The sequence below is a fragment of the Acidocella aminolytica 101 = DSM 11237 genome, assembly GCF_900129125.1.
GTDB lineage: Bacteria > Pseudomonadota > Alphaproteobacteria > Acetobacterales > Acetobacteraceae > Acidocella > Acidocella aminolytica.
In genome coordinates this window covers 1-19,919 of record NZ_FQVJ01000021.1, presented here as the reverse complement: position 1 = coordinate 19,919, position 19,919 = coordinate 1, and the positions used below count along the sequence as shown (strand labels likewise).

The 19,919-nt window shown below is 55.6% G+C and carries 19 protein-coding genes; 13 read left to right on the top strand and 6 right to left on the bottom strand.

What is annotated here, in order from left to right:
• The first annotated feature begins 3 nt into the window (after window positions 1-3).
• The 11 genes from BUB54_RS11860 (at window position 4) to BUB54_RS11810 (ending at window position 11,850) form a co-directional block, all read left to right on the top strand.
• Window positions 4-789: an ABC transporter ATP-binding protein gene (locus tag BUB54_RS11860; RefSeq protein ID WP_456303989.1), complete on the top strand. Its 786-nt coding sequence runs from the start codon at window positions 4-6 to the stop codon at window positions 787-789.
• Complete coding sequence (locus BUB54_RS11855) at window positions 789-1,487, top strand: ABC transporter ATP-binding protein (RefSeq protein WP_048879430.1); 699 nt, start codon at window positions 789-791, stop codon at window positions 1,485-1,487. The genes BUB54_RS11860 and BUB54_RS11855 overlap by 1 nt, the downstream gene beginning before the upstream one ends.
• A 25-nt stretch (window positions 1,488-1,512) precedes the next feature.
• The gene (locus BUB54_RS11850; protein WP_048879431.1) at window positions 1,513-1,980 is read left to right on the top strand and encodes a MarR family winged helix-turn-helix transcriptional regulator; all 468 of its coding nucleotides are present in this window, start codon (window positions 1,513-1,515) and stop codon (window positions 1,978-1,980) included.
• A 329-nt stretch (window positions 1,981-2,309) separates the two neighbouring features.
• Complete coding sequence (locus tag BUB54_RS11845; RefSeq protein WP_048879432.1) at window positions 2,310-3,455, top strand: FAD-dependent monooxygenase; 1,146 nt, start codon at window positions 2,310-2,312, stop codon at window positions 3,453-3,455.
• A gap of 42 nt (window positions 3,456-3,497) precedes the next feature.
• Window positions 3,498-3,983 carry a (2Fe-2S)-binding protein gene (locus BUB54_RS11840; protein ID WP_048879433.1) on the top strand — a complete coding sequence of 162 codons (486 nt, stop codon included), beginning with the start codon at window positions 3,498-3,500 and terminating at the stop codon, window positions 3,981-3,983.
• Window positions 3,980-7,564 carry a molybdopterin cofactor-binding domain-containing protein gene (locus BUB54_RS11835; RefSeq protein WP_048879434.1) on the top strand — a complete coding sequence of 1,195 codons (3,585 nt, stop codon included), beginning with the start codon at window positions 3,980-3,982 and terminating at the stop codon, window positions 7,562-7,564. The genes BUB54_RS11840 and BUB54_RS11835 overlap by 4 nt, the downstream gene beginning before the upstream one ends.
• Before the next feature lie 21 nt (window positions 7,565-7,585).
• A complete protein-coding gene (locus BUB54_RS11830) occupies window positions 7,586-8,635 on the top strand; it encodes a 2,5-dihydroxypyridine 5,6-dioxygenase (protein ID WP_048879435.1) in 1,050 nt (349 codons plus the stop codon).
• A gap of 4 nt (window positions 8,636-8,639) precedes the next feature.
• Entirely contained in the window at window positions 8,640-9,254 is a 615-nt protein-coding gene (locus tag BUB54_RS11825; RefSeq protein ID WP_048879436.1) for an isochorismatase family protein, read from the top strand.
• A gap of 52 nt (window positions 9,255-9,306) precedes the next feature.
• Window positions 9,307-10,059, top strand: a complete 753-nt coding sequence (locus tag BUB54_RS11820; protein WP_048879437.1) for a maleate cis-trans isomerase family protein — start codon at window positions 9,307-9,309, stop codon at window positions 10,057-10,059.
• A gap of 1 nt (window position 10,060) precedes the next feature.
• Complete coding sequence (locus BUB54_RS11815; protein WP_048879438.1) at window positions 10,061-10,864, top strand: alpha/beta fold hydrolase; 804 nt, start codon at window positions 10,061-10,063, stop codon at window positions 10,862-10,864.
• 5 nt (window positions 10,865-10,869) lie between these two features.
• Window positions 10,870-11,850 carry an XdhC family protein gene (locus BUB54_RS11810; RefSeq protein ID WP_048879439.1) on the top strand — a complete coding sequence of 327 codons (981 nt, stop codon included), beginning with the start codon at window positions 10,870-10,872 and terminating at the stop codon, window positions 11,848-11,850.
• Between the two features lie 389 nt (window positions 11,851-12,239).
• Here the strand turns inward: BUB54_RS11810 and BUB54_RS11805 are convergent, their stop codons facing one another.
• The 5 genes from BUB54_RS11805 to BUB54_RS11785 all read right to left on the bottom strand — a co-directional run bounded on the left by BUB54_RS11805 (window position 12,240) and on the right by BUB54_RS11785 (window position 17,046).
• Complete coding sequence (locus BUB54_RS11805) at window positions 12,240-13,526, bottom strand: NAD(P)/FAD-dependent oxidoreductase (RefSeq protein ID WP_048879440.1); 1,287 nt, start codon at window positions 13,524-13,526, stop codon at window positions 12,240-12,242.
• A 68-nt stretch (window positions 13,527-13,594) separates the two neighbouring features.
• Window positions 13,595-14,299, bottom strand: a complete 705-nt coding sequence (locus BUB54_RS11800; protein WP_048879441.1) for a gamma-glutamyl-gamma-aminobutyrate hydrolase family protein — start codon at window positions 14,297-14,299, stop codon at window positions 13,595-13,597.
• Window positions 14,300-14,330: 31 nt separating this feature from the next.
• A complete protein-coding gene (locus tag BUB54_RS11795; protein ID WP_048879442.1) occupies window positions 14,331-15,071 on the bottom strand; it encodes an amino acid ABC transporter ATP-binding protein in 741 nt (246 codons plus the stop codon).
• Window positions 15,072-15,073: 2 nt separating this feature from the next.
• The gene (locus BUB54_RS11790) at window positions 15,074-16,180 is read right to left on the bottom strand and encodes an amino acid ABC transporter permease (protein ID WP_199444715.1); all 1,107 of its coding nucleotides are present in this window, start codon (window positions 16,178-16,180) and stop codon (window positions 15,074-15,076) included.
• Complete coding sequence (locus BUB54_RS11785) at window positions 16,177-17,046, bottom strand: ABC transporter substrate-binding protein (RefSeq protein WP_048879443.1); 870 nt, start codon at window positions 17,044-17,046, stop codon at window positions 16,177-16,179. Before BUB54_RS11785 ends, BUB54_RS11790 begins: the two co-directional genes overlap by 4 nt.
• Window positions 17,047-17,188: 142 nt before the next feature.
• Between BUB54_RS11785 and BUB54_RS11780 the strand changes: the two genes are divergently transcribed.
• Complete coding sequence (locus tag BUB54_RS11780; RefSeq protein ID WP_048879444.1) at window positions 17,189-17,605, top strand: Lrp/AsnC family transcriptional regulator; 417 nt, start codon at window positions 17,189-17,191, stop codon at window positions 17,603-17,605.
• 276 nt (window positions 17,606-17,881) lie between these two features.
• Here BUB54_RS11780 and BUB54_RS11775 read toward each other — a convergent pair whose 3' ends face one another.
• The gene (locus BUB54_RS11775; RefSeq protein ID WP_048879445.1) at window positions 17,882-19,357 is read right to left on the bottom strand and encodes a sensor domain-containing diguanylate cyclase; all 1,476 of its coding nucleotides are present in this window, start codon (window positions 19,355-19,357) and stop codon (window positions 17,882-17,884) included.
• Window positions 19,358-19,580: 223 nt separating this feature from the next.
• Between BUB54_RS11775 and BUB54_RS20295 the strand changes: the two genes are divergently transcribed.
• The coding region (locus BUB54_RS20295; RefSeq protein WP_175556505.1) for a transposase at window positions 19,581-19,919 on the top strand (339 nt) is incomplete at its 3' end.

Sequence of the window (19,919 nt, the reverse complement as noted above, 5' to 3'; positions counted from 1 at the left end):
GACATGGCGCAGATGCAAAAGACGCTGGAGGTTAGGAATCTTCGCAAATCCTTCGGTGGCGTGATGGCAGTTGATAGTGTCTCCTTAGAGGTGGCGCAAGGCGAGATGCTGGCGCTCATTGGCCCAAATGGTGCCGGTAAATCGACCTGCTTCAATATGGTCGGCGGACAATTTCCGCCTACTGAGGGTGAGATTCTGCTAAATGGTGGCGATGGCACGGCCGTTCCCATTGCGGGGATTGGTTCGCGTCGGATCTGGCAGTTGGGTGTTGGTCGTACTTTTCAGATTACCGCGACCTTCACCTCCATGAGCGTGCGACAGAATGTGCAGATGGCTTTGCTTTCGCGTCGTCATATGATCTGGAAATTCTGGCCCCGTGCGGATGATCTTTTGAGCGATGAGGCGCTAGCCCTTCTCGAACAGGTCGGGCTACAGGCGCAGGCGGAGCGTGCAGCGGCCGTACTTGCTTATGGGGATCTCAAACGACTTGAACTGGCCATTGCGTTGGCTGGTGCTCCAAAGTTGCTGTTGATGGACGAGCCGACGGCAGGTATGGCCTCGGGTGAGCGTACGGCATTGATGGCGTTGGTGCGGCGACTTGTTTCCACCACCGGTATCTCTGTTCTCTTTACGGAACATGACATGGATGTCGTTTTCGAAGTGTCTGATAGGATTCTTGTTCTCGACCGTGGTCGCCTTATTGCCACCGGGACAGGAGCAGAGATCAAGGCCAATGAACAGGTGCGTGCCATTTATCTTGGTACGGGCCGTACCAGCGGGGGGCATTGATGTTAGAAATTTCAAAGCTCGTTGTGGCATACGGCCAGGCAACTATCTTGCAGGGGGTGGAGTTTCAAGTTCGCCAGGGTGAAGTTCTCGCTCTGCTTGGCCGTAATGGTGCAGGTAAGAGCACAACTCTGAAAACTATCATGGGTTTGCTGCGCCCCGTAAGTGGTCATATTAGCTTCGCCGGCCAGAACATCGACGGCATTGATCCGTTCCGTATCGCTCGTTTGGGGATCGGTTATGTGCCGGAGGAGCGGCGCATTTTTAACGAACTGACGGTTATGGAAAATTTGGAGATTGGCCGTCAACAGGCACGCAATGGCCATGCTTGGAGTGAGGAGGAGCTGTTCGAGATCTTTCCTAATCTTGGTGGCATGCGCGCGCGTCGTGGCGGCGCGATGAGTGGCGGGGAACAGCAGATGCTTACCATCGCACGTACACTTATGGGAAATCCTAGTTTGGTGTTGTTAGACGAACCGAGCGAAGGGCTGTCTCCGTTGATCGTTGAACAGATGGCTGAGGCGATTCAGATTTTGAAGCGTCGTGGCATTACGGTTCTATTGGCCGAACAGAATCTCCATTTCACGGAATATCTGGCAGATGATGCGGTGATTATGGAAAAGGGACGTATCGTTTGGTCAGGAGCGATGAAATCATTAATGGCAGATGCGACGCTGCAAGCGCGATACCTTGCGGTTTGAGTTTGAGTGACAAGGGGCTTGGTTGATGGTAGAGGAGTTGAAGAAATCTTCGCGTCGTGCGGGCACGACCGGGGTACGAAAGTCCCGCTACATTCTGGAAGAGCAGATTGGTTTCGTTTTGCGTCAAGTTACGCAGCGGCACGTCGTGATCTTTGGAAGCTTGATGCCGTCAGGTATTACGCCAACTCAATTTTCGGTGGTAAACATGCTGGACCGCCTGGGGCATTGTTCGCAGAATCAGCTGGGGCGCCTGGTTTCCATGGATGCTGCCACCGTAAAAGGTGTCATCGACAGGCTAAGTGCAAAGGGTATTACGCAGACAGAGCAAGATCAGAATGATGCCCGCCAACTGCTGGTCTCATTAACCGCTGAGGGGCGTGTTCTGGCAGCAGAGTGTCAGAAGGCAGCGATAAAAATTTCTGATGAAACTTTGGCTCCTTTGACAACAGCTGAGCGGAAACGGTTGCTTACTTTACTTAAGAAGGTCGCTTGATTGCGTTAGGCGAGGTCGCTGGAAGAATAACCTTTGGCAAATTTGTCGCGGCGGGGGAGGTGCAGTGGGCCTGATCTATTTTGAAGTTTTCTGCAAATCGGTTTGATACTGACGGCTTGTCGATTCGTTTGATTTAGGTCTATGCGGAATGTATTCAAAGAGTGATTCCAGCGTCCCAGATAAAATGTCGGTCTGAAATAGCTGTCGAGGGTCGGAACATAACACTAGAGTGAATTAAAAAAAATATCATTGGCGGTTGCCAGTATTGTTCGTATACAAATGAATGACGAGCCCTATGAGCTCCAAATCTCAAGCAAAGAAGGTTTATCGTGGAAAACATTGAGGCAATCGATATCGCGGTGATTGGTGCGGGTCTTGGCGGTGCAGCGGCGGCGGCGCTTTTGCATAAAGCTGGCTTTAGTGTCCATGCGTTTGAACAAGCGCCGGTATTCGATCGCCTCGGTGCTGGAATTCACATTGGCCCGAACGTTATGAAAATATTCCGCCATCTTGGTATAGAGAGCAAGCTTGCGGAGATCGGCTCACACCCAGACTTTTGGTTCTCGCGAGATGGGCGTAGTGGTGAATATCTTTCCCGTATCAGGCTGGGGGAATTCGCGCTGAAAGAATATGGCGCACCCTATATCACAATTCATCGTGGAGATATGCATGCGGTGCAAATGAGTTTGCTGCCAAGCAGTCAGGTTCATTTCGATCATCGGCTGATTGGGCTTGAGGAGCGTGAGGAAGGGGTGCTGTTGAAGTTCGAGAATGGTACCCAGTATGTAGCGCGTTTGGTGGTGGGTGCGGACGGAATTAACTCTACCATTCGGGAAGTTTTGCTTGGTGCAGAGAAGCCGCGATATTCCGGTTGGGTTGGGCATCGTGCCCTAGTAAATGTTGAGAAGTTGCGCGCCAGTGGCTTGGAATTTGAAGCTTGTGTAAAGTGGTGGTGGGAGAAGTCCCGCCATATTATGGCCTATGATACCAAGGGTGATGGTTCCGAATATTATTATGTCACTGGTGTACCTGATCAAGCGTGGGACTACGGAACGAGCTTTGTGGATTCGTCCCGGGAAGAGATGGAAGAGGTGTTCGGCGTCAATGCACATCCCGTAGTTTTGGCGCTGATTGATGCCACCACCACCGTCACCAAATGGCCTTTCTATAATCGCGATCCGCTGAGCCTTTGGTCCCGTGGGCGACTTTGTTTGTTGGGCGATGCTTGCCACCCAATGCGACCGCACATGGCACAGGGTGCGTGCATGGCGATTGAGGACGCTATGGTACTCACGCGCTGCCTTTCCGCGCAGGGGCTGGACCATTATATGGATGCCTTTACGCTTTATGAGCATACGCGCCGGGAGCGCGCGACCAAGGTGCAAACGATCTCGAACGCTAACACCTGGTTGAAGAATCCTGAAGACCCCTCTTGGGTTTATGCGTATGATCCGCTCACTGCCCCGCTTGGATGATGTTTGCATGGGTAGGTCTCGGATGATTCTGGGTATTCACGCATGAATGTGGCACAGCCTCTGGAGCTACTGGTGAACGGGCAACTGCATACGCTGGCGGTGCTTCCCACTACTAGCTTGCTGCATGTTTTGCGCAATGATCTGAGGCTGAACGGGCCGAAATATGGCTGCGGGCTGGGGGAGTGTGGCGCCTGCACGGTGCTTATTGGTGATCGTGCGGCGCGAGCTTGCTGCACTCCGGTGTCGCAGGTGGGCGTATTGCCGGTTACTACGTTGGAGGGACTGGAGCAGGATGGCGTGCTGGATGAGGTGCAGCGTGCTTTTGTACAGGAACAGGCTGCCCAATGTGGCTATTGTCTAAACGGCATGATTATGACGATCCGCGCCGCGTTAAATCAGGGCTGCGTGAAAAGTTTTGAGGATGCAAAACAGGCGTTGCGTTTCAATCTGTGCCGCTGCGGTACGCATGTGGAAATTCTGCGGGCGGCCTGTCTGGCCTGCGGAGTGATGCTGGATGACGCGTCATGACTGGGTTTTTGGAGATTGTTCGCGCTGGGCAGGCGCCAAAGGGTCTTTCTGCGAGGTCGGGGCAGAAGCTTGAGAACCTGCCGGATGAGCTGTTCATACGGCTCGATGAAACGGGGACAGCGACGGGCTATTGTGGGCATGTGGATCTTGGCACGGGTATTCGCACGGCGTTGACGCAGATCATCGCTGAGGAGTTGGATTTGCCCTTCGACCAGGTCGGGATGGTTCTGGGCGATACGGAGAAAGCGCCCAATCAGGGCGCCACTATCGCCAGTGAGACGATCCAGGTGAGCGCCGTGCCTTTGCGCAGAGCAGCCGCGCAGGCGCGGCTTGTGCTCCTCACCCTTGCGGCGTCGCGCGCCGGAATCAGGGCTGAGACATTGCGGACCGAGGATGGCCAGGTGCTTGGTCCGGAAGGCAGTAATGTGCGCTTTACCTATGGCGAGTTGCTGGTGGGGCACGAACTGCGAGAACGGTTAGACGAGGCTCAGCCGGTGAAGGATCCGGCCAGTTATAAGCTCGTTGGCACCCGCGTGCCGCGCGTGGATATTCCGGACAAAGCCACAGGCCGGGCCGTTTATGTCCATGATGTAGGTGTGCCCGGCATGCTGCATGCGCGCGTCGTCCGCCCACCTTATGGTGGCTGGGATCATGGGCCATTCTTTGGTTGCTCGCTGCAAAGTGTGGACCGCGATGCGGTGGCGCGGATGCCTGGGTTTGTCGATCTGGTGGTGGTCGGCGATTTCATCGCTGTGGTGGCTGAGCGGGAGGAGCAAGCGGAAGCCATAGCCGAGGCGCTTCCGGTGAAATGGGCCCCTCTACCGCCGGTGCCTGATCTCTCGGATTTAGCCGAAGCGCTGCGCCAGAACCCTGATACGCCGCGTGTTGTGAGTGAGGATGGAGATCTGGGGGCGGCGTTCACCGGTGCGGCCATTGATCTGCAGCGCAGTTATCTCTGGCCCTACCAGATGCACGGCTCGATCGGCCCCTCCTGTTCCGTGGCGGATTGGCGCGAGGGAGTTCTTACCGTGTGGTCCGGCACCCAGAATCCGCACATGCTGCGTGCCGATCTGGCTTTGTTAACTAACCTGCCTGAAGCGTCCATCGAGGTCATCCGACACGAGGCGGCGGGATGTTATGGTCGCAATTGCGCTGACGACGTTTCGGGAGACGCTGCTTTGCTGGCTCTGCGGATCGGCCGTCCGGTACGCGTGCAACTCACCCGTGCTCAAGAGCATGTCTGGGAGCCGAAAGGTGCGGCACAACTCATGGATGTCCGCGGCGCGGCTGACGCGGATGGTAAGTTGCGCGGCTACGAATTCAACACGCGCTATCCATCGAATGTCTCGCCTCTATTAAGCCTTGTGCTTACCGGCATCGTGCCGGCCGCTCCCGTGGCTGTGCCGATGGGCGATCGTACCTCCGTGCCACCATACGATTATGATGCTCGCAAGATCACGGTGCACGATATGGCGCCCATCGCTCGGGCCAGTTGGTTTCGCGGCGTTTCTGCCATGCCCAACAGTTTTGCGCACGATTGCTTTATTGATGAGCTGGCGGTGGCGGCCGGGGAGGATCCAATCGCCTACCGGTTGAAACATCTCCCAGATGAACGCGCAAAAGACCTGCTTTCTGCTGTGGCTGAGCGCGCGGCTTGGCAGCCGCGCCCTGGGCCCGCCCAGCCGAATGTTCAGGCGCGCATATTGCGCGGTCGCGGCGCGGCATATGCTCAATACGTCCATGGCACTTTTCCCGGCGTGCCTGCCGCCTGGAGTGCCTGGATTACCGATGTGGAGGTTGACCGCGCCACCGGTCGGGTTTCCGTCACGCGTGTGGTCGCGGGCCAGGATTCGGGCATGATGGTGAACCCCGCCGGGGTGCAGCACCAGATCGAGGGGAATGTCATTCAATCCGTCAGCCGCGCGCTGAAGGAGGAGGTACCGTTCGATGCCACAGGCGTGGTGGCGAAGGAGTGGGGGGGGTATCCAATCCTGACCTTCCCTGAGCTTCCGAAGATAGACGTGCTGATGGTCCCAAGGCAGGATCAACCGCCAATGGGGGCAGGGGAGTCTGCCTCGGTACCGAGTGCGGCGGCTATTGCCAATGCGCTCTACGATGCCACAGGGGTGCGGTTCTATGAGCTGCCTTTCACGCCCGAGCGCGTGAAGGCAAGGTTGGACGAGGCGCTCTCGCCTTTGTCTCTGCCGGAGATGTCGGCGCCGATGTCGGCGTTGCCGCGGCCGGGCACGCAGGGGCCTGCCAGTGTTGGCTGGGGGCAGCGGATCGGCCGGTTGGTCAAAGTTTCAGGGCTGGCTGGGCTGGCGGCGGGCGGCGCGGCTTTAGGGGCGCTTGCCGCCGGGATGCTGCCGCTGCGCGCTCCGATTGCTCCCGTTTCGAAGCCAGACGCGGCTTTGTTTTCGCAGGCGGCCATCGCGCGTGGGCGGCAAGTGGCTGCGGCGGGGGATTGTGCGGCTTGCCATACTGCCCCCGGCGGCACACCGATGGCGGGTGGATTGAAGCTGGAAACCGCTTTCGGAACTATCGTCACTACGAATATCACACCCGATCTCAAAACCGGTATCGGCGCTTGGTCTTACCCGGCCTTTGCACGTGCGATGCGTGAAGGCATCAGCCGAGACGGCAAACATCTCTATCCGGCCTTTCCGTACACGTCATTTGCGAAGATCGACGAGGACGACATGCAGGCGCTTTACGCCTATTTGATGTCACTTAAGCCTGTTGAGAATGTCGTCCCCTCAAGTCAACTGAAATTTCCCTTTAACCAACGTTGGCTTTTGGCCGGCTGGAATACGCTGTTTGCCAGCTCTGCACCTTTCACACCCGATCCTACGAAAAGCGCGAGTTGGAATCGCGGCGCTTATCTAGTGGAAGGGATCGGTCATTGTAGCGCCTGTCATACGCCGCGCAACGCACTCGGAGCGGAGAAGCTTAAAACCGCCTACCTGGATGGCGGCGAAGCAGAAGGCTGGGACGCGCCGGCCCTCTCCAGCCTATCGCGTTCGCCGCTGCCGTGGACCGAGCAAGATATTTATGATTATCTGCGTACCGGCTTTTCTTCTCGCCACGGCCCCGCAGCCGGGCCAATGGCGCCCGTGGTGGAGGGGATGCAGCATCTGCCGGATTCAGATGTTCGCGCGATAGCGGAGTATATCTCGTCCTTTGATAGTCGGAACGAAGAGGCCAGCGCTACCCGGCTTGATGAAGCTGCAGCCCAGCGCCTCGCCGCTACGGCAGGTACTTCGCTCGGGGCGCGGATTTTCTCCGGTAGCTGTGCTGCTTGCCACGAAGGAGATGCCTCATTCATGTTTGGTAACCGTCCTTCTTTGGCGTTGAACACCAACCTATTCGCGACTAAGCCGGACAATTTAATTCGTATCATTCTGGACGGCTCCACCGCCGCGCTTCCAAGTGGAGGTGCAATGCCTGCTTTCGGGAATGTGCTCAACGACAAGCAGATTGCCGCTCTCGTTGCCTATCTGCGCCGAACGTTCGCCCCCGATGAACCCGCTTGGCACGATCTGCCTAATTATATCGCCAAGATCCGCCAAACGGCACACTGAACCTGTAAGGGAGTTTCCGCTATGCCCGTAAGTGACCACCAACTATATGATGCCTGGCTGCAGGTTCTGAGTCTTTCGGAACTGCAGGCAGGGCAGACAGTGACGATTTTGACGTCGTCGAATACTCATCCGCAGACATTAGCAATGGCCTCGTTGGCGGCACAGGCGAAGGGGGCGATTGTAAATCGATTGGATCTGCCCCCAGTGAATGGCGAGAAGTCCCTGACGCGAGATTTGTTGTCTTACTTCGGCACAACACCGCTTACAGGCAACAAGGCTGCGCTCGCGATGCTTAAGGCAAGCGACCTCGTTCTTGATCTAATGGTTTTGCTCTTCTCCAAGGAGCAGCATGAGATTCTTGCCGGTGGTACGAAGATACTACTCGCCGTTGAACCGCCGGAAGTACTGGTGCGCATGGTGCCGACTACGGAAGATCGCGTGCGCGTGTTGAAGGCGTCGGCCCGCCTACGGGCGGCAAAAGAGATGCATGTCACCTCTAAAGCCGGCACCGATGTACGCTTCGCTCTGGGAGATTTCCCGATCCTAGAAGAGTATGGATTCGTGGATAAACCTGGCCGCTGGGATCATTGGCCGAGTGGCTTCCTCGCCACTTGGTCTAATGAAGGCACAGCGCAGGGGAAGATCGTGTTGGACCGCGGCGACATCCTACTGCCGCAAAAATCTTATGTAACTGAGCCGGTAACGCTGTCTGTCGAAAATGGCTATGTCACAAAGATCGAAGGAGCGCTCGACGCCGAATTGCTCAGCGAATATATGGCGAGTTTTAATGATCCAGAGAGCTATGCAATTTCGCATATAGGTTGGGGGCTACAGGAACGAGCTCACTGGTCGGTGCTATCGCTTTATGACCGTGAGGCAACTACGGGTATGGATGGCCGCGCCTTTGCTGGTAATTTTCTTTGGTCCATGGGTCCAAATAATGAGGCAGGCGGCAAGCGTGAGTGCGCCTGTCATATTGATATCCCGATGCGAAATTGCAGTGTGGCGCTGGATGGTGAGTTGATGGTTCAGGATGGCAAGGTGCTACCCGTCGGTGGCGGAAAGGCGTAAGGCAATGAGCGAGATTGAGATTTATCAGCGGCAAGGTTTTGGCGGGTCTATCGAGATCATAGGCAAGATCGGTCTACTGATCGTCGATTTCGTGAATGGTTTCGCCGATCCCAACGCTTTTGGCGGTGGCAACATTCCACCGGCCATCAAGCGTACGAAAACGTTGTTGTCGGAAGCGCGCCAGCGTGGGTGGAAAGTGGCCCATACCCGCATCGTCTTTGCCGATGACGGAGCGGATGCGAATATATTTTCGCTGAAAGTACCGAGTCTTCTGAAGCTTACTGAGGACAACCCTCAAAGCCACGTGGTGCCCGAGTTGGCCCCGGCTCCTGGTGAGTATGTGGTGCGCAAGACCGTGCCGTCGGCTTTTGCGGGCACTGCGTTGGCGTCCTGGTTGTCTTCGTTCGGGATTCAAAGCTTGGTAGTCGCAGGCTGTGTCACCAGCGGCTGCGTTCGTGCTTCCGTTCTGGATGCGATGCAACTCGGCTTCCGCCCTTTCATTGTCTCCGATTGCGTCGGTGACCGTGCCATCGGTCCGCATGAGGCCAATCTGTTCGACATGGCGCAGAAATGCGGCGAGGTGCTGAGTCTGGACGAACTTCTGACGCGGCTCAATTAGCAAGAATTTTTTCGGCGGTCGTTCGAAACTGTAAAAATGAAACGGGTGAGTGATGACTAAAATCTATAAGATTGGCCAGATCGTGCCATCTTCTAATACGACTATGGAAACGGAAATTCCCGCCATGTTACGCGCGCGTGAACTGGTTCGGCCAGAGCGCTTCACCTTTCATTCAGCACGCATGCGTATGAAGCATGTAAAGAAAGAAGAGCTGGCGGCGATGGACGCGCATAGCGACCGTTGCGCTGAGGAGTTGAGCGATGCGGCGGTGGATGTTTTGGGCTATGCTTGCTTGGTCGCCATCATGTCCATGGGGCTTGGCTATCATCGTGAGTCCCAGGCGCGGCTTAGCAAGGTGACTGCGGCAAACGGTCATCCGGCACCGGTGGTCACCAGTGCCGGCGCGCTGGTGGAGGCGCTAAAGGTGATGGGGGCAAAGAAGATCGCCGTCGTTACCCCCTATATGAAGCCGCTAACCCAACTGGTGGTGGATTATATCGCCCATGAAGGATTCGAGGTTCTGGACTCTATCGCGCTGGAGATTCCCGATAATCTGGATGTCGCGCGCCACGATCCCGGCAAGCTGCCGGAAATTGTTGCGGGACTGAGCTATAAAGATGCGGATGTAATCGTACTGTCCGCCTGCGTACAGATGCCTTCACTGGCCTCTGTCGCGAAGGTTGAGGCGCTTACCGGCAAGCCGGTGATTTCAGCCGCGATCGCTACCACCTATCAGATGCTAAAGGCGCTAAATCTGGAGCCAGTTGTCCCAGGTGCGGGGGCGTTGCTCTCCGGAGCTTATTGAGATGAGCAAATATCTTTATGGTGCCAATATCCACGCCAACGGTATCCGCCAGCATTTTCTGCGCTATGGTGGCAAGGGGCAGCCGTTGCTGCTTATCCCCGGCATCACAAGCCCAGCCATCACCTGGGGGTTTGTGGCGGAGGAACTGGCTGAGCAATTTGATGTATATGTGCTGGACGTGCGTGGCCGCGGCCTTTCTGAATCGGGTCCGCATCTAGCGTATGATCTGGACAGTTACGCTGCAGACGCCGCCGCCATCATCGAAAATTTAGGCTTGAGGGACTGCGTCCTGCTTGGTCATTCCATGGGCGCTCGCATTGCGTTGCGGCTGGGGCACCTTCATCCTGCCAATATCGCCCGTATGATCCTGGTGGACCCGCCGGTTAGCGGTCCTGGCCGACGCGAATATCCCTCCAAGCTACCATGGTATGTGGACTCCATCAGGCAATCGCTAAGGGGCATGAGTGCCGAAGACATGCGCGTCTTCTGCCCGACTTGGACCCAAGAACAGCTGAAACTGCGCGCTGAATGGCTTCATACCTGCGACGAAGCTGCAGTGGTCGAAACGTTCGAACGCTTTCACACTGAGGACATTCACCAGGATGTCCCACATATCCCATGTCCGGCCCTGCTCATCGTCGCCACTCGTGGCGGCGTTATTCTGCCAGAGGACGAGGAGGAGTTGAAAACTCTTTCGTCGCAGATAACCATCGTCAGAATCCCTAATGCGGGACACATGATCCCGTGGGACAACCTCCCAGACTTCGTCACAACCATCATGGAGGCCGTACCAAAAGAAGGCTAAAGTTCATGTACCCAACCTTACAAAATGCGATCAGTTGGGCTGCAAAGGGGGAGGCGGTGGCGCTGGCAACGGTGCTCCGCACCTGGGGCAGCGCTCCTTGTCCTGTGGGGAGCTTCATGGCCATTAGCGTATCCGGGAGCATTGCCGGGGCGGTAAGCGGTGGATGTGTTGAGGGTGCGGTCTACGAAGCCGCCCAGGATGTTCTGAAAAGCGGTATGCCGGTGCGCCTGAGTTTTGGCGTGGAGGATGAGCTGGCGTGGTCCGTGGGGCTGGCCTGTGGCGGGCAGATTGAGATTCATATCGAACTCTTCGCGTCATCTTTGTACACAGCTCTCCTACAATATGTTGAGGCTCGCCGCCCGGCCGTGCTGGCTAGGCAACTGGATGGGAAGGAAGGGTGGCTGCTGCCTTCTCCAGGCGCCCCGGTCGAACTGGCACAGTTAGCCGCTTCCATGCTCGAGAAAGAAAAGCCGGAACTTATAACGTTGCATGGCACCGATATTTTCTTTCAACCGATTACTCCGCCGCCTCGGCTCATCATTGTCGGCGCCGTACAGATCGCTCAGTTTCTGGTGCCTATGGCACAAAGTGCTGGCTATGATTGCGTGGTGGTGGACCCTCGGGGCGCCTTCAGTACGCCGGAACGCTTTCCCGATACGCAATTGGTATGTGAATGGCCTGAAGCGGCTTTCGCCATGTTGGGTCTGGATGCGCGTAGCGCCGTCATTACCCTGACACACGACCCGAAATTCGACGAACCGGCCCTGCGCGCGGCACTCCTGACACCGGCATTCTATATCGGTGCGTTAGGATCGAGGCGGACTCACGCGGCGCGATTAGCACGTTTGCGCGACAGGGGGGCGGATGAAGGGGCATTCGGCCGCATTCAATCCCCCGTTGGCTTGGACATAGGCGCTGTTGGAGCGGGAGAAATCGCTGTGTCCATCCTCGCCGCGGTTATTGCCGCAAGGCGCGGGAAAAGCTGATGCGTCTTGTCACCGGGGCCTTTTGTCCAGGCGAGATTCCTTTTGCTGACCTATATCATGCAGGCCGGACGGAAGCGTTTGCGCAGGGGGTATGCTCACCTGACTGACGCACCAATGGCTGCCCGTAGTGAATTCGAAGGGCTGGCGGTCGTTGAACTCCCTTCGGGCGACCTGCCGGCGGGGGAATCTGGCCGTGCTGTTGTCAGATCACTGATATGTAATCCCCCGTTTTTATGCGAGCCTATTCATAGAACCCATACGGCCAGTTTAGGATTTTGAATGGACGTGAGCCCGTCTAAAGGCCATTGCTGAGCGGGATTATCGTTATACATGAATTAACCGTTGCTCGCTTTCAGCGTATTTCAGCGTTCATTCGCGGAAAAGCATAATCAGCCCAACCAATCACGGAATGCGTACCAGGTCATAGCAAGAAACAGTAATGGGAAGCGCGCTGCCTCGCCGCCAGGAAAAACTCGGCAGGGAAGGCGAGACAAGAACCCGAGGCGAGTGTCATCGCCTTTAATGGCGGAGGCCAAGATACGCCCGGCGATAAGTGATTTATCAAGTCCGTTTCCAGAGTAGCCGCCAGCGGCCAGCACGCCGGAAGTCAGGCGGCGGATCATCGGCAAACGCGGCAATGTGAGGGCGATATTGCCACCCCAAGCATAGTCTATCCTAAGAGCGGCCAGCTGTGGATAAAGTTCAGCCAAGTTTCGGCGGAGTTTTCCAGCGATATCAATGTTTTCGCGCTGATGGTAGCCATCACCTCCACCAAAAAGCAGACGGCCATCATGGGATTGGCGCCAGTAGCGCAGAAAAAACCTGTCGTCAGCCGCAGCCCAGCTGCCGGTCAGTGGCTGCAGGGCCGGCGTTAAAGGCTCTGTGGCGATAATGAAGCTTTTTACGGGTAATATGCGCTTGTGAGCCTCAGGTTCGAGCCCTTCGACATAGCCGTTACAGGCCAGAATCACTTCACGCGCGATGATGGTTGCGTTGCTGGTTTCAACCCGGAAACCCTCTGCGCAGCGTGTAATGCGCTGGGCTGGGCTATTCTCGCAAAGGCATGCCCCAGCGTCTTCTGCCAAGCGGGCGAGGCCAAGACAGAAGCGCAGAGGATGCAGATGGCCTCCATCGGGCTCAAAAATTCCTCCGGCGTAAAAATTAGTACCCAAGCGGGCGGCGGTGTCTTCAGCATTGAGCCAAGTACAGCCGCAGGACGGGGCGGAAGTCAGTCGGTCTTCAACATAGGCTTGGGCAACCGTGTTATGGCGAGGCTTGTGGATAGCTGTGAGCAGCCCTGCGCGCCAGTTACAATCCAGAGTCATCCGTGCCCGTAGATCGTGCAGAAGCGCGCGTGCATCATGTGCGATCTCGCCCAATATGGCGGCAACTTCATTGCCATAATTGCGGCGGAGTTCAATTGGAGATTTGTTGAACCCTGGATGCAGTTGCCCGCCATTGCGTCCAGACGCTCCCCATCCGACCCGTCGCGCTTCGAGTACCAAAGTAGGTACGTTGGCCTCCGCCAAGTGCAACGCTGCTGAAAGGCCGGTAAAGCCGGCGCCAATGATGCAAACGTCGGTACGGAGTTCGCCCTGCGCAGCCGGTGCCAATGGCCTTTCGGGCGCGCTGGCGGCATACCAGGAGTTTGTATGAGAGGCAGGTGCATCAGCCATTGGGCTTGGCCCTTACGATTATAAAAGCGGCCGCTCGGGCAGCCCGCAAACGATAGATAGTTTGCGCCTTATTTAGACGCAGCCTGTACGAGGGCATCGAAGAGACGTTGTTGAACGGGGTCGCTCTCGGCGCTCATTTCCGGATGCCATTGCACGCCGATACACCAGGGATGGTCTTTCAGTTCGACGGCCTCGATAAGACAATCGTCAGCGTAAGCAACGGGTGTAAGGCGGGGGGCAAGTGTGTTTATACCCTGATGGTGCCATGAAACGCCCTCGGTCACGTTATAGCCGGATATCTCGTGTAGCCTGCTCCCCGGTACCAAATACGATGAATGGCGCGCGGGCTTATCCCCGGAGGCACGGTGAGCAACAAGTTCGCCAATGCTTTCTGGCAGATGTTGATGGAGCGTGCCATCGAGGGCGACATTCAGTATCTGAAGGCCGCGGCAAATAGCGAGCATCGGAATGCCGCTCTCGAGCGCAGAGTGGGTCAGGATCATTTCAGATTGATCACGCTCCTGACTGATTTGCTCGGTGGTCGGGTGGCGTTGCTCGCCATAAAGAGCTGGGTCTAGATCATGACCGCCGGTGAACACCAGGCCGTCGAGACAATCGAGCCAGTCCGGCACCGACTGGCCGCTGCCGACTGGCGTCAATACTACCGGTGTGCCGCCGGCGCGGTATACGCATTCTAGATAGTTTGCCGGCAGTTCATAGCGATTCTGCTCGTTTCTTGCGTAAGAAGTCAGTCCAATCAGAGGTTTTGGCATTCATGATCCCTTTTGAAGGTCCGGTATGGCGCTACTGCCGCAGGCGCCCCACGCGGCTGAGAAATGCTCTGGTGTGCGCTTCCTGTGGAGCATCCAGGACTTGGGACGGGGGACCTTGTTCGAGAATGACGCCCTCATGAAGGAAGCAGATCGTGTCGGCGACTTCATGTGCGAACGACATTTCGTGCGTGGCAAGCAACATTGTAAGCCCATCATTCGCGAGTTCACGTACGATATCCAGGACCTCGCCCACGAGAACGGGGTCAAGTGCCGAGGTGATTTCATCGAGAAGCAGCACCTTCGGATCCATAGCCATGGCGCGAACGATTGCGACACGTTGTTGCTGGCCGCCGGAAAGCTGGTCTGGGTAGGCATTCGCCTTGTCGCCAAGTCCGATGCGACGTAAAAGTTCCATGCCTCGTTCGTGGGCTGTTGCTGCGTCAATTCCATGTATTTTAATTGGCGCAAGTGTCACATTTTTAAGAACGCTCATATGAGGAAACAGGTTGAAGCTTTGAAAGACGATGCCGATGTTACGGCGCAGTAGATCAACGTTGATGCCTTCACCAGAAATAATGTCGCCGTCCAGCCTAATTTCACCCTCGTTGATGTCCTCTAGTGCGTTAATACAGCGTAGGAGTGTAGACTTTCCACTGCCTGAGCCGCCGATGAGGCACACCACTTGGTGTCGTTCCACGTTAAGATCGATACCTCGTAGGACCGTGCGTTCGCCATAGGATTTTACAACGCTGTCCAGGGTCAGGAACGCCATGGCTATGATCCTCCCCGAAGCTTGCGCTGGTCACGGTCAATAAGGTGATCGACGAAACGTGTTTGTGGAATAGTCACAATTATGAAAAGTATGGCAACAACTGTTACTGACGACAAATTGAAATAGTTGCTGGCATAGATTTTTGCCTGGTTGAATGCATCGACAGTCCCGATCACCATCACCAGAGCTGTGTCCTTTTGTAAGCCGATAAAGTCGTTGAGAAGAGGCGGGATAACGCGACGAACGGCCTGAGGGACCACGACGTAGCGCATGGTAGCGAGGTGTGAGAAGCCGAGGGAGCGCGCCGCGGCAACTTGGCTGTAATGAACGCTTTGGATGCCGGCCCGATAGACCTCGGCTACATAGGCGCTGTAGGTCAGCGATAGGGCTAGAATTGCGAATTCCATCGGACCGAGTGCGCTTAGTAGCGGGATGTGAGCGAGAGGCAAACCAAAACCAACTAGATAGATCACGATGATTGCCGGAACCGCTCGGAAGATATCGATATAGGCAGTAGCGACCAATGAGATCGGGCGTCCGACTTTTCCCGGTGCAAGTCGGACGAGGGCTAGAAGAAGCCCCAGGACAAGCACGATTATTTCAGAGAGCAGGGCGATCATTACGTTTTCGCCGAAGGCTTTCGTAACGTTCAGCCAGCTTCTTCCAATCATTGCAGGATTAAAGAAGGTTTGCTGGACTGCGTGGTTGTTCGCCATCAGGAAGAGAACGAATAGGGTGATGCAGATCGTGGCAAATGATGAAACTACAGCTAACCAGGCAGCGGTGCGGAACCGAGAGGCATATTTCCGTACCCCCGTAATGTCACCGGCTGCCTGAGCACGTGAAATCTTCGTGCGTATACGCAGCGCATTGCCAAGCGGAATAAACAACGTCAAGGCTGCCAGCACACTACAAATGGCAACGGTTGTCAGGGCGATATGCCAAGGTCCAGACGTCGGAGCAATGCGCCAAAGGCTACGCGCAACCCAAACGACGAAGGCGAAAGTGCCCGCCACGGTCATTGAAGCTGCTAAGAGCAGATGGGCAAGGCTGCGCGGCGTTTGTGACGCCGCGTGCCGTGTCGTAAGACGGTTGGTCAACGCCGTCACTTGGCAGTCCAAACCGGGATTTTTTCAGGATCACCGCCAAAGGCTGGACCAAGATAGGTCGTTGAAAGATACTTCATATAGCCATGTGCTTTGCACCAGGCGAGGATTTTATTAACGGTGGCGATATTGGGCGAGTCTTTCGGAAACATGATTCCGTAAGACTGATCGGTCTCATACCGCCCTACGACTTCAACTTGGCCGCCCGACTGCTTTGCCTGTCCTAGCTCAATTGCGGCATCCTGCAGATAGGCGTCGATTTGTCCTGAGACCACTGCGGCCAGTGCTTCAGCATCGCCCGGATAAACTTTGATTTCCTTTTTCGGCTTCAGGACGGTTTCTGCCCATTGCGCGGCCGTTGTCCCTTCCTTCACGCCGAGTGTTTTGTCTTGGATGTTGGCGGCCGTTACGTTCGCGCCGGAACGGACCATTACGCCGATATAGGAATTATAATAAGGGTCTGAGAAAGAAACGACCTTGGCGCGCGACGGGGTAATTGAGATTTCGTCAAGCGACATGTCATATCCGGTGAGCGTTCCGGAAACGAGTTTATCAAACGAAACATTGTGGAGGCTGATTTTCTTAAGGCCGCTGAGGTAGGCTATTTCTGAGGCTAGGCAGTATTCGTAGCCGCTGTTGATTTGGCTGATGGTATCGCCATTCCACCATCCCGCGCTCGGCAAATCCGCTTTTATAGTGAGGATGTCGGGTGTCACCGTCTTGAGGTGAAACTGCCCAGGCTTGCCTATGAGGTGGCATTCGCCAAATGAGCCCGATCCGGGGGTGGCTGCGTTCGCATTGCTGCTGACGAAGGCTGTACCGGCCGCCAAAGCGACCATCGCGATTGCGATTCTGCCGATTTTTTTCATTTTTTATTCCTTTGGTTTGGTTTGGTTTTGTAGGCTTGATTTGATTGTAGGCTTAAGTAGGAGTTTGAAAAGAACATAAACTATCTATTTTTTCCATAAATTGCTAATATCGTCACTCTAATTGACGGAATCGACTATACCTATGGATGATTTGGATAGAGCCCTTATTGCTGAGCTGCGGATCAACGGGCGTGCTTCTGTGCCTCAGTTGGCCGCTATTCTAGGTGTTGCGCGGGGCACGGTTCAGCGGCGGCTAGACCGGCTGATCGACAGTGGAGAAATCAAAGGATTCACTATACAGCTTCGTGATGACGTCAGTGAGAAGCAAATCCGAGCTTTTATGATCATCGAGATGTCCAACGCACCGTTACGGGCGTCCATCGCAGCGATCAAGCGAGTTCCGGGGTTGGTTGGTGTTTATGATACCAACGGAACCTGGGACCTGATCGCAGAAATCGAGGTCTCTACGATGCCCGAACTAAATCAGGTCATCACTGCCGTACGTGGAGTAAAAGGTGTGCTCAAGAGCCAGACTTTTATTATGCTTGGGCTGGCTTGAAATAGTGGTCGGGCGTTTTCTGGTTGTAATTTCTTGATCACCGTTTTGGGCTTTGCTGAGTTTGAGTGATGGCATGTGTAGCGGTGGCTGAAGCCCGCAGCGCCTGAACCGCGCGACATGCGCACCCTTTTAAAATCCGCTGGATGCTTTGATCAGAACGATAGCTGTGATCTGCACCGGGTCTTGGCGACGCTGTCCGGGATTGGCGAACGGTTGGCTGACGCCGGCGCAAATATAACGCCGCCATGGTGATAAGTTTAAAAATGAAGTTTCGCGTTACGTTTGGCGGCGGTTCATAGTTGGGGAAGAGGCGTAGAAATCTCGTTTATTCTCGTACATGGCAATATCGGCGCGCAGGATAGCGGCCTCAATCTTGCCGCCGGCATCGCAGGTAGCGGCACCGACGGAGAATAGGACCGGCGGTTTGCTGGAATGAAACTGGTTGTTTAGCTCCGCCACCTTCGCGAGATTCTCGAGTACACCCTGCATATCCTGCTCACTATTTGCGGGCAGCAGAATCACGAACTCGTCTCCGCCGATGCGTGCGGCACAGCCAGGGCGGTCCACTACCTGCTTCAGAATCTCACCAGCGCGGCGAAGCATCGCATCGCCTTCGGCATGGCCCAGTTCATCATTTACTGGCTTCAGGCCATTCAGGTCGATGAGGATGATGGCAACGGGAAAAGGCCCCTTGCGGTTCAGCCGGTTGATCTCGTCCGTGTAGTAGGACCGGTTATGTAGGCCAGTGAGCACGTCGTGCTTGCCGAGATACTCCAGATATGCTTCGGCCTTTTTGCGGGCGGTGATATCGGTAAGTGAGACAAGCACCTTCGCCCAGTCGGTCTCTCGGCCAGGCATAACGGAAAATTGTAGAATGAGGTTCAGAGGTTCCCCATCCAGCCGGTAATTCATCACCTCGCGCTCATGGAAAAGCTTGCCATCCCAGAGGGCGATAAGTTGCTCCGCGAAAAAATCACGCATTTCGTCGCGGAATACCTCATCCAGTCGGTTGAGAAGCTCGCCCTTGTTACGCGCACCGAATAGGGAGAGAGTGTGTTGGTTTACGTCTAATACATGGATGTCCCGCATGCAAAGCTCGACGAAGTCTGGGTGTACGTCGATGAATGTGCGGAAGTCGACGATGCCGCGGTTGCGCAGTTCGTCGAGCCTGACCTTAATGAGGTTGAAATTCTCCAGCCAAATGGAAACGGGTGAATCATTAAATAACGCACGTGCCTCGGCTTCACTGATCAACAAGGCACGGCGAGCGGCCTCTTGCTCGGAAATATCTTCAAAGGCAACGATCACGCGAGACCAGCCGCCGTGCCCATCTGGATGGATGGTGCCGTTCACTCGCACATCAATTCGCGAACCATCCAACCGGTAATTCACAGTTGTGGAAGAAAAGTTGGTGTTCCCCTCCCAGATCTGTAATAGCTCCTGCATATAGGGCAGGAGAGCCTCGCCCCGGATAACACGGGACAAGCTATCAGAAAGCTGCTCCAGGCTGTTTGCCCCTAGCATGCTCAGAGCACGCTGGTTGACCCGCTTGATCTGAATGGAGTGGGCGCAGAGGCTCACACGATCCAGGTCCTCTTGGAGAAAACTGTGCAAATCCGTCACGCCCCTGGCACGCCATTCGTCAAAAATGGCTTTCAAGGCGGTGAAATCCTCTTCCCACAACGCCACAGGCATCAATTCAAACAAATCCCCCTGGTCTGGGATGCTTTGCAGGAGAAGTGAAGTGGCCATATATCTATGTCTCAGATCGAGTGAAAGCGGTCAAAGTTACCATATAAATTAATGATTGTTTTCTAACAAAAAGCTTACACCAATAATGAAAAGCAGCAAGCAAAACACAACGATAGGTTGTTTTGCTGCGGTAAGTGCATGACCAAGCATAAGAAAGGACGGAACTATCAAGTTTACGTAGGCGCTAAATAGAGGTAGTGTGACAACCATGAGCCGCCCGTCCATGTCCCTCCGCACCTTCAACGAGATGTTCCCCGACGAGGACGCAGCGCGGGCGTGGTTCGAGAAAGCGCGCTGGCCGCATGGTCCCGAGTGCCCGAAATGCGGGTCTGTCAACCACTCGGCTTGGCTCAAGACGCCACGGCGTTGGAACTGCATGGGCTGCCGCCACCAGTTCAGCGTCACCGTGGGAACGCCGATGCATCGGACACATTTGCCGCTTCTGACATGGGCACATGCCATTTACCTGATCGTGTCCTCGTCGAAAGGTATTTCCGCTGTGAAACTGGGCGAGATGCTTGGCATTTCGTATCCATCGGCATGGCATCTCGGGCATCGCGTG

Excerpts from the sequence above, each read along its gene's own strand:
- BUB54_RS11805 (WP_048879440.1), bottom strand. The coding sequence starts at position 13,526 with ATGGCTGATGCACCTGCCTCTCATACAAACTCCTGGTATGCCGCCAGC.
- BUB54_RS11785 (WP_048879443.1), bottom strand. The coding sequence starts at position 17,046 with ATGAAAAAAATCGGCAGAATCGCAATCGCGATGGTCGCTTTGGCGGCC.
- BUB54_RS11795 (WP_048879442.1), bottom strand. The coding sequence starts at position 15,071 with ATGGCGTTCCTGACCCTGGACAGCGTTGTAAAATCCTATGGCGAACGC.
- BUB54_RS11860 (WP_456303989.1), top strand. The coding sequence starts at position 4 with ATGGCGCAGATGCAAAAGACGCTGGAGGTTAGGAATCTTCGCAAATCC.
- BUB54_RS11830 (WP_048879435.1), top strand. The coding sequence starts at position 7,586 with ATGCCCGTAAGTGACCACCAACTATATGATGCCTGGCTGCAGGTTCTG.
- BUB54_RS11780 (WP_048879444.1), top strand. The coding sequence starts at position 17,189 with ATGGATGATTTGGATAGAGCCCTTATTGCTGAGCTGCGGATCAACGGG.
- BUB54_RS11835 (WP_048879434.1), top strand. The coding sequence starts at position 3,980 with ATGACTGGGTTTTTGGAGATTGTTCGCGCTGGGCAGGCGCCAAAGGGT.
- BUB54_RS11810 (WP_048879439.1), top strand. The coding sequence starts at position 10,870 with ATGTACCCAACCTTACAAAATGCGATCAGTTGGGCTGCAAAGGGGGAG.
- BUB54_RS11825 (WP_048879436.1), top strand. The coding sequence starts at position 8,640 with ATGAGCGAGATTGAGATTTATCAGCGGCAAGGTTTTGGCGGGTCTATC.
- BUB54_RS11775 (WP_048879445.1), bottom strand. The coding sequence starts at position 19,357 with ATGGCCACTTCACTTCTCCTGCAAAGCATCCCAGACCAGGGGGATTTG.
- BUB54_RS11855 (WP_048879430.1), top strand. The coding sequence starts at position 789 with ATGTTAGAAATTTCAAAGCTCGTTGTGGCATACGGCCAGGCAACTATC.
- BUB54_RS11815 (WP_048879438.1), top strand. The coding sequence starts at position 10,061 with ATGAGCAAATATCTTTATGGTGCCAATATCCACGCCAACGGTATCCGC.
- BUB54_RS11800 (WP_048879441.1), bottom strand. The coding sequence starts at position 14,299 with ATGCCAAAACCTCTGATTGGACTGACTTCTTACGCAAGAAACGAGCAG.
- BUB54_RS11820 (WP_048879437.1), top strand. The coding sequence starts at position 9,307 with ATGACTAAAATCTATAAGATTGGCCAGATCGTGCCATCTTCTAATACG.
- BUB54_RS11840 (WP_048879433.1), top strand. The coding sequence starts at position 3,498 with ATGAATGTGGCACAGCCTCTGGAGCTACTGGTGAACGGGCAACTGCAT.
- BUB54_RS11850 (WP_048879431.1), top strand. The coding sequence starts at position 1,513 with ATGGTAGAGGAGTTGAAGAAATCTTCGCGTCGTGCGGGCACGACCGGG.